Annotated in this window: 11 protein-coding genes and 5 pseudogenes; 9 read left to right on the top strand and 7 right to left on the bottom strand. The window is 34.9% G+C overall.

What is annotated here, in order from left to right; all coding sequences use genetic code 11:
- The first annotated feature begins 112 nt into the window (after positions 1–112).
- Together FTU65_RS15490 and FTU65_RS15485 are read left to right on the top strand one after the other, a co-directional pair.
- Positions 113–691 (top strand): hypothetical protein, encoded by a 579-nt coding sequence (locus FTU65_RS15490; RefSeq protein WP_179990664.1) that lies wholly within the window; start codon positions 113–115, stop codon positions 689–691.
- Positions 681–1,199: a hypothetical protein gene (locus FTU65_RS15485; protein WP_154320120.1), complete on the top strand. Its 519-nt coding sequence runs from the start codon at positions 681–683 to the stop codon at positions 1,197–1,199. Before FTU65_RS15490 ends, FTU65_RS15485 begins: the two co-directional genes overlap by 11 nt.
- A gap of 120 nt (positions 1,200–1,319) precedes the next feature.
- On the opposite strand, the pseudogene FTU65_RS15480 reads toward FTU65_RS15485, so the two are convergent.
- Positions 1,320–1,583 (bottom strand): annotated as a pseudogene (locus FTU65_RS15480) (integrase core domain-containing protein); the annotation flags it as partial.
- 33 nt (positions 1,584–1,616) lie between these two features.
- Positions 1,617–2,093 (bottom strand): annotated as a pseudogene (locus FTU65_RS15475) (transposase); the annotation flags it as partial.
- Positions 2,094–2,583: 490 nt separating this feature from the next.
- On the opposite strand from FTU65_RS15475, the pseudogene FTU65_RS16500 reads away from it, so the two are divergent.
- A pseudogene (locus FTU65_RS16500) lies at positions 2,584–2,685 on the top strand (recombinase); the annotation flags it as partial.
- Between the two features lie 185 nt (positions 2,686–2,870).
- Positions 2,871–4,070, top strand: coding sequence for an integrase arm-type DNA-binding domain-containing protein (locus FTU65_RS15470; protein ID WP_005245164.1), 1,200 nt, complete (start codon positions 2,871–2,873; stop codon positions 4,068–4,070).
- Positions 4,071–4,111: 41 nt separating this feature from the next.
- On the opposite strand, the gene FTU65_RS15465 is transcribed toward FTU65_RS15470, so the two are convergent.
- The gene (locus FTU65_RS15465) at positions 4,112–4,525 is read right to left on the bottom strand and encodes a Cd(II)/Pb(II)-responsive transcriptional regulator (protein WP_179989169.1); all 414 of its coding nucleotides are present in this window, start codon (positions 4,523–4,525) and stop codon (positions 4,112–4,114) included.
- A 79-nt stretch (positions 4,526–4,604) separates the two neighbouring features.
- On the opposite strand from FTU65_RS15465, the gene FTU65_RS15460 reads away from it, so the two are divergent.
- Both FTU65_RS15460 and FTU65_RS15455 read left to right on the top strand, forming a co-directional pair.
- The gene (locus tag FTU65_RS15460; RefSeq protein ID WP_005245162.1) at positions 4,605–5,336 is read left to right on the top strand and encodes a transglutaminase family protein; all 732 of its coding nucleotides are present in this window, start codon (positions 4,605–4,607) and stop codon (positions 5,334–5,336) included.
- On the top strand, positions 5,323–6,210 hold the full coding sequence (locus tag FTU65_RS15455; RefSeq protein WP_127800877.1) for a cation diffusion facilitator family transporter: 888 nt from the start codon (positions 5,323–5,325) through the stop codon (positions 6,208–6,210). The genes FTU65_RS15460 and FTU65_RS15455 overlap by 14 nt, the downstream gene beginning before the upstream one ends.
- 84 nt (positions 6,211–6,294) lie before the next feature.
- On the opposite strand, the pseudogene FTU65_RS15450 reads toward FTU65_RS15455, so the two are convergent.
- Positions 6,295–6,519, bottom strand: a pseudogene (locus FTU65_RS15450) (efflux RND transporter permease subunit); the annotation flags it as partial.
- On the opposite strand from FTU65_RS15450, the pseudogene FTU65_RS15445 reads away from it, so the two are divergent.
- Positions 6,519–6,662: pseudogene (locus FTU65_RS15445) on the top strand (antitoxin HicB); the annotation flags it as partial. The pseudogenes FTU65_RS15450 and FTU65_RS15445 overlap by 1 nt on opposite strands.
- 252 nt (positions 6,663–6,914) lie before the next feature.
- Here the strand turns inward: FTU65_RS15445 and FTU65_RS15440 are convergent.
- Positions 6,915–7,166 carry a hypothetical protein gene (locus FTU65_RS15440; RefSeq protein ID WP_004658363.1) on the bottom strand — a complete coding sequence of 84 codons (252 nt, stop codon included), beginning with the start codon at positions 7,164–7,166 and terminating at the stop codon, positions 6,915–6,917.
- A 194-nt stretch (positions 7,167–7,360) separates the two neighbouring features.
- Between FTU65_RS15440 and FTU65_RS15435 the strand changes: the two genes are divergently transcribed.
- Positions 7,361–7,582: a helix-turn-helix transcriptional regulator gene (locus FTU65_RS15435; RefSeq protein ID WP_004658364.1), complete on the top strand. Its 222-nt coding sequence runs from the start codon at positions 7,361–7,363 to the stop codon at positions 7,580–7,582.
- A gap of 172 nt (positions 7,583–7,754) precedes the next feature.
- Here FTU65_RS15435 and FTU65_RS15430 read toward each other — a convergent pair.
- A protein-coding gene (locus FTU65_RS15430) for an IS3-like element ISAba14 family transposase (RefSeq protein WP_099046175.1) occupies positions 7,755–8,899 on the bottom strand; the annotation gives its coding sequence in 2 pieces (ribosomal slippage) (positions 7,755–8,635 and positions 8,635–8,899; 1,146 coding nt in all).
- 277 nt (positions 8,900–9,176) lie between these two features.
- Between FTU65_RS15430 and FTU65_RS15425 the strand changes: the two genes are divergently transcribed.
- Positions 9,177–9,965 (top strand): aminoglycoside adenylyltransferase domain-containing protein, encoded by a 789-nt coding sequence (locus FTU65_RS15425; protein ID WP_038350081.1) that lies wholly within the window; start codon positions 9,177–9,179, stop codon positions 9,963–9,965.
- 126 nt (positions 9,966–10,091) lie between these two features.
- On the opposite strand, the gene FTU65_RS15420 is transcribed toward FTU65_RS15425, so the two are convergent.
- The gene (locus FTU65_RS15420; protein ID WP_077170035.1) at positions 10,092–10,550 is read right to left on the bottom strand and encodes a DUF523 domain-containing protein; all 459 of its coding nucleotides are present in this window, start codon (positions 10,548–10,550) and stop codon (positions 10,092–10,094) included.
- Between the last annotated feature and the right edge of the window lie 319 nt (positions 10,551–10,869).

Here is a 10,869-nt window from a genome sequence, read left to right as displayed (position 1 = left end):
TGTTCAAATGGCGATTCAGCGTTTAATTGGTTTTGGGAAAAAAGAAGAGTTTAAGGAAATTTTGGCAATTTTAAGAAAGCAGAATCCTGATAGGATAAGGGTTCTGTGAAATTTGTCGTGTACAGAGGAAAAAAATAAACAAGGTGCAGAATATTTAATTAATGCTGTGGCTGGAGTTGTAGGTGCTGGAGTAGGTAAAGGTGTCACTAAGGGGAAAGATGCTGATATTGAAATAAATCAAAAGCAATCTCTTGATGTGGGATGGGTTGATAATTATGGAAATCAAAAGAAAGTCACTGGAGATGGAACCGTGGCTAGAGATCATCAGCCGTCTAAAGCTGCATTATTAAAGAGAGCTGAAGACTTAAAGGAAGCGCCCTTAACTCAAGCAGAGAAAAATCGTATTATTAATGAAGGAATGAGTGTAACTGTACCAAATGAGGTGCATGCCGCAGGTCCAACCTATGCAGGAAAAAATAATAAAGGACTCATTGAAAATGATGCAAATGATTTACAAGCAGCACAAATTAGGGATTCTGAGGCAATGATAGATAATGCAAAAAAATTAACGCCTGAGTACGTTACAAAGTTGCAAGAAGCATGTACTACATTGAGCTGTAAAAATAATGCTGATTATGATAAATTTTTGAAAAATATTATGGATGAGGAGGCGAGAAAGAATGACAAATAAGTTTATTGATCATTTAATATCACTGTTGGGTAAGTCAAATATTGATGAAAAATTAGTTGATTTTTTTGTTAAAAATCAATTTGTGAAAAGTCAAGAGGAAATTAAATTACCAATTTATGATGAAGATGGTGATTTATTGGATGAGTATAATTTTTATATTAGTAAATATGATGAGGGATTGGGTTTTATATTTACTGATGAGTCTTTTTATTTAAATCAGGAGGACAAACCCATAACTGGTGAAAAAATATACTTAACGACTATATTTTTTTATAATGATGGTGTGGAAGGCTTTTCTCAATATAAACAAGAACTGCCATTTAATTTAAAATTTTCAATGAATAAAGCTGAAATTGAAAATATATTAGGAGTGCCATTATTTATTAAGAATGATGATGGCGTGGTTAGAAGCCAAAAATGGAAAATTGAAGATATTCCATTTACAATATATATTTCATATAACAATATAGGTGAGATTAGATATATTTCATTAAGTATTCCTTACTGATTTAGTTAAAGTCGTTCCTACCCTATTTTGAATAAAAAAGCGGTTCTTTATTTAAAATGGAGCTACATTAATAGTTTTTAAGGTAATCCTTCAATAAATAACCGAAGTTAAAAGTAGAGGTTAAGCAGCCATTAGAGGTGGCTTTCCTTTGTTAGCTTGATGTGGTCTTTCATGGTTGTAATGCCACAACCAGTTTGTTGCATAATCTTGTACTTCATCCAAAGTATCAAATAAATGCTTGCTCAGCCAACTATAACGTATGGTCCGATTATAGTGTTCAATATACGCATTCTGCTGTGGCTTACCCGGTTGAATATATTCAATACGAATACCGTGCTCAGTAGCCCAGCGCACAAATTCGTGACTGATAAATTCGGGACCTGAGATACCGTCTTGGTAGTCAATCAGGTTTTGAGATTATTCGACCACTAAATAATCTCTTCGATAGGCAGTCTGATGTTTTAAAACGCCATAACACAGATGTATAAGCTTGCGCATTGCAGCACCTAAAGCACACATTTTATTTTTACCCTGGCTTAATAATCGTTGATATAAAGCTTCAATGTGTGGATTATATTTAATCGCTGTTAATGCCGACATATACAATACTGAGCGTATTTTACTGTCACCTGCTTTTGATAAGTGACTTTGCTTGTTGACTGAACTGCCAGACAACTGATGTACTGGAACCAAACCTACATATGCAGCAGCTTGACTTGCTTTTTCAAACTTGTGCGAATGAAATAACCCCAACAGTAATAAGCCTGATCGTTCACCGATTGAAGGAATAGTTTGCAGTAATTTCAAATCCTGTTTCAATGTTGGATCTTGATCTATGTGATTATTTATTAACTTATCAATATGTTCAAGTTGCCGATTTAAATAGGCTTTGTTGCATAAACATTTTGCAAGGCACTGATTTTTAAAGGTTTGTGAAAATTTCAACCTAAGAATAAATTTAATAAAATCATATTCTTAGGTATTTGTGCAACAAAGCCGATCCGAATCGGAAGCCAAAAAGCTTTTGGGGCAGATTATTAGGACGGAAGTGAATTCATAGTAACTGTCCAAATGAAAGAAGAATCAGTGTCCTTTACGATAAGAATATGCAATTTATCTAAGAATTATATTGCTGAATAAGCTTTTAAGAATATAGGTTTGGGCAATAAAGCCTTTAAATTCTTTTACTGAATAAACCCTAAGTGGCCGATTTGGAATAGGAATGAGTGGTAGGGTGCGAATAGGAATAGGTGGTAGGTTTATGCTGGAATATGCATTGAGTCCAATCCTTGATCGTGGAGACTATTGTATTAGAAACAATAGCAGACCTAAAAGGCTTTACTGGTATCCATTGATTATTCAATAACATTAAATAGAGCCGTGAGACGTTGAAAGGCTCACAGAGTGGGAGGTAAAGTATATCCTCATCTCTCGTAAAACAGCTGACGAAGTCCGAGATAGAATCATTGCGTCAAAAAAAACGTGATATTTGAGAACTAAAAAAGAAGTGGTACTCCTACTGGTTACTAAAATTAAAGTATATTGAATAATAAATTTATAAAACAATACTTTACAAATCTATATGATGCGTAGTGTACGCATCATACATAAAGCGTTCTATTTTGATATAATTGATCCAATCAACCCATTGTTAGGTTTCATTTAAATTCCATGAGTCTTACTGAAATTAAAGTTCGCCAAGCTCATTGTAAGGAAAAAACCAGTTTTTTATCCGATGAAGATGGGCTTAGCCTGAAGATTGAGCCGAGTGGAAGAAAATCTTGGTGCTATCGCTATACAGATCCACAAACTAAAAAACGTCGACGCATTCAGTTAGGTCGTTATCCTGATTTATCGCTGAAAAAGGCACGACAAGTCAGAGATGACTTTAAAGACAATGATTTCTGTTTTGAACAAGATACTGCCTCTAATGTCATCACCTTTGGTAAGGTCGGGGAGGAGTGGTTACAGTTCAAACTGAAAAATGCCTTCAACGATCTACCCCGCTGTGGTGTACTACAGTTAGCAGAAAGATGCTTACAGCAAGATATTTATCCAGACCTTCAGGATCTACCTTTTCAAAACATCAAGCGTTATGACCTGGTTTCAGTAATCAAAAAAATAGAGGGACGCCAAGTAAAAGAACCTGTCAAGAAAGCTTGTAGTTATTTGAACCAAATTTATGACTACGCTGTAGCGATGGGTTATTGTGAATTCAACATCGCGCATGGTTTAAATAAAATCGCCATTAACAGTAAAATCAAGAAAAATTATCCGTATTTGAAAGCGGAGGATATATCTGATTTTAAGTATAAATTACAAAAATTGGATGCCCATCCGATTATTAAAAAAGCACTGCTGTTCAAATTACATACTGGCGTGCGAGGGGCTGAATTGTTATTGGCTGAGCCTCATCATTTTGATTTAAATGAAAAAGTCTGGAAAATACCTGCCTTGCATATTAAACAGTTTCGACGAAAAGTCATATTAGGCCATGAGATTCCCGACTTCTTAGTTCCACTTTCAGATCAGGCTTTAGATATTTTAAAAGACGTCATGCAATGGTCATACGGTGAAAAGTACATTTTTGCTAGCCCACGGAAACATAATCAACCGATTCATTTTAATACATTAAATATGGCTATACGTAAGATGGGCTATGGAAAACATCAATTATCCTCTCATGGACTACGTTCCACTTTTAGTACCATTTTGAATGACTCAGGTTTGTTCCAGGATAACTGGATTGAGGCACAACTTTCACATATTGATAAGAACCGTACCCGTGCCAGCTATAATCACGCTGACTATTTAGCCCAGCGGACTGAAATGATGCAGTGGTGGGGTGATTATTTAAGTACTGCTAAGTGAAAATCGTACTTTTATACATAGACTTAAAACATTATGGGGTTTCAAATGGATAGTAAACAATATACTTGCCGTGTTACATGGTCAGCAGAATATAATGAGTATGTTGGGTTGTTCGAACCACAAGCACTAGCCATTTGTTGTAATTCAGCTTTAAGCGCCCTTAATTCTTTCATGCGTTTATTCACTAGTGCAAGTTGCTGATCAATTAATGCATTAACGCTAGAGCAGCTTTCTTCTGGCTTATTTTTTAATTCGATAAGACGTTTAATATCATTGAGTGATATATCTAGGCTGCGACAATGCTTTACGAATTCCAATTGTTTAAGTGCTTTGCTATCATACAGCCTGAAATTACCTTCTGAACGATTTGGATTTAACAGAAATCCTTCTCTTTCATAATATCTAATCGTTTGTATTGAACAGCCCGATTTTTTTGACAATTCGCCTATTTTCATCAATTTCCCCCAGACATTTGACTCTATAGTTACTATAGAGTCTATAGTATAAGTATGCAACGAAAAGGATATATAAAAAATGACTGAGAAATATTTAAACAATACGAATATCGTTAATTTTGAACACAAAGATATCCAATCCTTGATCGATCAACGTAGGTGGAAAAACTTGGATAACTTCAACAAAATTGGTGCCGCTTATCAGTTTGTAAAAGATGAGATTTTCTTTGGTTATAATGAAAGCGATGATATTGCAGCAAGCGATGTGCTAGCAGATGGTTATGGACAATGTAATACTAAGGGTAATCTGTTAATGGCACTATTGCGTGGACTAGGCATTCAATGCCGATTTCATGGGTTTACCATAGACCAGCAACTACAAAAAGGTGCTATCCCAAGCTATGTATTTTGGTTAGCACCTAAATACATCATTCATAGTTGGGTAGAAGTTTACTTTGAAGGGCGTTGGATAAACTTAGAGGGCTTTATATTGGATGAGCAATACTTAAGCTCTCTACAGGAGAAATTTGACCAAGTAAAAGATGATTTTTGTGGTTATGGTGTTGCAACAAAGTGCTTTTCATCACCAGATACAGATTGGCGTGGAGAAAATACCTATATTCAAAAAGAAGGTATTCATGATGACTTTGGGCTTTATGATTCCCCTGATGAGTTCTATCTCGAAAAAGGGACTAACTTGTCGGGGTTCAAACGCTGGATATATCAACGCTTGATACGTCACTTGATTAATATGAATGTATCAAAACTAAGAAATAGAAAAGTACTAGAGGTACAAAATGCACAACCATAATCATAGTCATCAACATGGTAAAGATGACCGTATTGGTTGGGCATTTTTCCTTAATGTGACATTCACTATTATCGAATTTATAGGTGGTTGGCTCACTAACAGTACGGCGATAATGGCAGATGCAGTTCACGATCTTGGTGATAGTCTTTCAATAGGTTTTGCGTGGATTTTAAGTCGTTTTTCAGATAAAGAAGCATCAGATAAGTTTAGTTATGGTTATCGTAGACTTACTCTCTTTGGCGCATTGATAAACAGTATTGTTTTAATCATTGGCTCAATTTGGATTTTATTTGAAGCAATTCCAAAGCTGTCCAATCCTGAAATGCCTGTAGTCGAGGGGATGTTAGGGCTAGCGATACTCGGCGTTGCCGTTAACGGATATGCTGTATTAAAATTAAAAGCGGGTGAAACATTAAATGAGAAAGTGCTGACATGGCACCTTCTTGAAGATGTACTTGGATGGGTTGCCGTTCTTATAGTCTCTATCGTACTGTTGTTCGCTGAACTGCCGATATTAGATCCCCTTTTATCAATAGGGTTCACGCTGTTCATCTTGTTTAATGTTTTCAAAAACCTGAAATCAACACTCGTTTTATTTCTTCAAGCTGCACCCGATAAAGAGACTCAAAAGCGTATTAAACTATCACTAATGGAATTTCCTGAAGTTAATGGTATCCACCACATGCACTTTTGGTCACTAGATGGTGAAAGTCACGTTTTAACAGCGCACCTTGAGCTGAGTGACAACTTTGACGTTAAAGAATTAATTAGGCTTAAACAAGAAGTTGCAGCTAAATTATCTTCCTATCATTTATCGCATACAACGATAGAGTTTGAGTTTTTAAATGAAAATTGTCGGGATGAAGCGCAGTAAGCTTTATCAATAAAATGTTGGGCATACAATATTAAAAGCAGCTTAATTAGGCATAACCTAGTAATTAAGCTGCTTTTTTTGATTTTAAATTTCGTCGGATTGCTGTTTGCTACTCTCAGAGCCATGCGCCCATTGATATAAAATAGGCAATACAAACAAAGTTAAAATTGTAGAAGATACAATACCGCCGATAACAACTGTTGCTAGTGGTCGTTGTACTTCTGCACCAATTCCAGTGTTTAACGCCATTGGAATAAAACCTAAACTTGCGACCAGTGCCGTCATTAAAATAGGTCTTAAACGAATGATGTGCTGAGTTTCCATCATTGTCTTGGCTTGATGCGGATCAGTCTAAAGCATTCTCAGGAATAGAGGAGCTCGTTGCTGATGTTGTCGCTGATATGATTAGCAATAATGAAAAAGTTCCTACACCACTCTCCGGGAAAATATAGTAGGCAGTTTGTTGTCCTTGTTCTCAGTGGTTCAACAAAAACTAGCCCTCGAAGCCGCAGAACGTGGCGTGGACATAAATTGTTTAGTATCAGTAAAAAGAGCGATGTAATTTTAGTACGAGTGAGTGATAGAGCAGGAACCTATGCTTCATATATTCAGTAAATGGTATGTTTTTGAATTAATAGGTATTTTTAAATAAAGCTTTCTTTGATTTAGTGCTTTTTATTTAATAAATTAATTTTAAAAACAACTTAGGCTAATTGATAAACACTATCTGGAAAGATTAAAAGAAAATATTTTTTAATTTCTGCTAATTCATTTAAGGCAGGTTCCCTTTCAAGCAGTTGAAATGTCCAAATAAGTACAGCCTGATGATTATCATAGCAAGTATTTACTCCAAGAAAATTAGCCATTCCATAACTTCTATTGATGTTCATTTCTTTAATTAATTGATTTCCTAAGTCACGAGCTTGCTGGCTGATCAATAACTCATTTGGTAACACGGCGGTCATCTCCACAAAATAATCTAATGCAGGTTCAATCCTTATATTTAAAAAGTTATAATTTAGTTGAAATGGATAAAATATACTTTCTATAAGTTGTAATAACCTGCTGTAGGTTAATTTTAGCAAAGTATTACTCAGTCAACAACTTCAAATAACCCACAGCAAGTTATTTTTTGTAAATTAATTTAAATATGATTACTTGTAAGTTATCTAGCCTCATGGGCGATAGAAAAATTTTAAAATTAAGTGAAGTGGTGCATGCAACAGGTATCAATCGCAACACGCTCACAAGTATGTATTATGACCGTGCTGTACGTATTGAATTACCAGTCGCCGATAAGTTGTGTAAGTACTTTAACTGTACGATGAATGATTTGTTTGAGTTTAAGGAAGAAGTTGAAGAAAAAGATTAACTTAATACTTCGTTTGATAAGTTTTTCGAAGAAAAAGACTAGCCAATACTTAGTTTGATAAGTTTTTCTCTGCAGATCTAATATTGAATTTTATAAAATATCATTACAAACAGAGGTGGTTCCACTTGTTTGAACAACTAAAAGCGTATTTATAAGTGATATTCCGCTCTAGTTAAGCCACCTTGTTTTGTTGGGGTAGCTGATCATAGTAAAACTCATTTGGTGTCATTTTGTCTAGACTCGAATGAGGTCGTTTCAGATTATAAAACTCAAAATATGCACTCAATTGCTTTTTCGCATCTGTGACACTGCTATAAGCTTTGAGATACACCTCTTCATATTTAACGCTCCGCCATAATCGTTCAACCATCACATTATCTACCCATCGACCTTTACCATCCATACTGATTTGAATGCCATTTGATTTCAATACATCAATAAATGCATCACTGGTGAACTGACTGCCTTGGTCTGTATTCAATATTTCAGGTGATCCATATTTTTCAATCGCTTCATTTAAAGCCGAAATACAAAAATCCACCTCCATACTAATCGATACCCTATGCGCAAGTACCTTGCGGCTATGCCAATCAATCACAGCACATAAATAAACAAAGCCTTTTGCCATAGGGATATACGTTATATCAGTAGACCACACTTGATTACTGCGCTGAATAGCCAATCCTTTGAGCAGATATGGATATTTACGGTGAGCTTGATTAGCCTGGCTTAAATTTGGTTTGCAATATAACGCCTGAATACCCATTTTCTTCATTAAAGTACGTGTATGACGTCGTCCTATATGATGCCCTTGACGATTCAACAAATCACGCATCATACGACTGCCTGCAAAAGGATATTGCATATGTAATTCATCAATACATCGCATCAGCTTCAGATCTGATGAGCTAACAGGTTTTGGGCGATAATAATAACAACCACGAGAGACTTTCAGTAACTTAGCTTGTTTAGATACTGAAATCTGAAGTGAGTGATCGATTAACTTTTGTGGTTGAAGCGGCCCAGTTTCTTCAACACACCTTCTAAAAAATCAATTTCTAATGCCTGCTCACCGATTTTTGCATGTAACTTTTTAAGATCAATGGGAGGTTCTGATGGAGCTTTTGATTGATCGAAAGCTTGTGAGGAAGCTGAGATCAATTGATTTTTCCAGTCAATAATTTGGTTTTGATGAACATCAAACTCAGAACTCAATTCAGCAAGTGTTTTTTCTGCTTTGATCGCAGCAAGTGCTACCTTAGCCTTAAAGTCGTTTGAATGATTTCTTCTTGGTCTACGTGCCATAAAATACTCCATATATTGATGTTTATAACATCATTTGAGGAGCAGAGTATCACTTATAGGAGTTGTTCAAATTTCCGGATCCATCTCTAAGTGAGGAGGAAATGACTCTTACTATTCAGATGTTGTTTCAAGCTTTTTTTGATTGATAGAGTTTTATGTATTAAACTCTATATTGAAAGTAAATATATTGTAAAAATAGTATGTTATTTACTAATTGATTAAATTATTTACACTTATTCTGTATAATGCTCTATGAATTCATTACTTATTTTTTTAAATTAAAAATCATATGCAAAGCTTAAATGATGAAGAGTGTCGCCAAGTTGAAAGTGTAAAACAGCTTTTACAAAAAAATTTTAAAGATAAGCTTTATGCTATTTATTTATATGGTTCGTATGTTGATGGTGGTTTAAAACATAAAAGTGATCTTGATATTTTAGTTATTATTGAACGTGAAATTACCGATCAGGAAAGAAAACAATTAGCGCAGAATTTTCTAAATATATCTGTTCCGATTGGTCATGCTACAGCGCGTGCCTTAGAAATTACGATATTAGAAAAAGGGAGTATTACCAATAAAAATCATCCATATACATATCAGCTACAATATGGCGAGTGGTTGAGAGAAGAATTACTCAAAGGTGAATTACTTTATAGTCAATCTGATCCAGATATTAGTATTTTACTTAAAACTGCCCAATTACATAACATTACTATCTTTGGACCTGATATTTGCGATTGGTTAAATCCAATTAGCTATGAACAATTAATATTTGCCATGCAAAAAACTTATCCACAAATTATTGCTCATTGGAAAGACGATCAGGATGAATGTAATCAAATTTTAGCGCTATGCCGTATAGCTTATACATTAGATCATAAAACAATAGTTGCCAAGGATGTTGCTGCGACATGGTTTTTAGAATTCTTAAGTCAGATAGATCAAGACATTTTGCAACTCATAATAGATGAATATATTGGGCAAGGTCATGAGCAATGTTGGTTAGTTTTACATGATCAGCTTGCTAAAATTGTTAAAGAATTACAGCATAAAATTGAACCACTACTTTTTAACTGATGTGGAAGTAATGGATATGCTTCTTAGATTATTACCTCACTATATCTCTAAATACCGAAGAGACTTGATATTGCAAAGGGGGGCGTGGTTGGAGTTGCATGAAGATTTTAAATAAAAGCGGAGGAACTAGGGTAAAAGTTGCCAAAAAGTTTCTTCTGAAATGACTTTTATATTATGACGTTTAAGCAAAGCGGAGGTAACTCCATTGCCATAGATCTTATTCCCATTAAATTGACCATCGTAAATCATTGAACTACCACATGAAGGGCTATTTTCTTTAAGCACTACCAGAGTAGCTTTTAATAATTGAACTTTTTTTAAAGTTCTATATGCCCCTTCAATATAGATTGAAGTCACATCCTTTCCTGATTTTTCAATTACACAGGCTTTTCCATCTAAGACATCATCGCCATTACCTCCCGAAATCTCGGCAGGTTCGCGTGGTGTTGATAAACCGCCAAGAATCTCTGGACATACCATAGTAGCTTTTCCATCTTTGACTAATTTTTCGATTTTTTCGTTTAAGCTATGCGTCCCGTTATAACGTACCTTTAAGCCAGCCAGACAAGAACTTACTAAAATCATATTTCCTCTATGAAAAAGATATGTATCGATTTGCTATTTAGCCAGTACCTATTATTTTTTAAAATTAATAGGTTAGTGCTATGGATAAAACAAGAATTTAAATATGATCAATGCAAAGTGAGTTATTTTTTTTCTAACCCACAAAGCTTATAGATTAGTTTGATCCTTTTTGTTTAGAAAATTTATCAACAGTGATGTGTGCTGAATTAGCAGGAGACTTTCACTTGGGAGATTCTAGGCAGCTAACCGATAAAAGTCTTCTGCCATTTGATTTGGTGTCTTAAAATCCAAGCCTTTTTGAATTCTTCGCTGATTATAA

The organism is Acinetobacter sp. YH12129 (genome assembly GCF_013418685.1).
Lineage (GTDB): Bacteria > Pseudomonadota > Gammaproteobacteria > Pseudomonadales > Moraxellaceae > Acinetobacter > Acinetobacter amyesii.
Note: the sequence above shows the minus strand (reverse complement) of the source record. Positions and strands in the feature narration are given on the sequence as shown.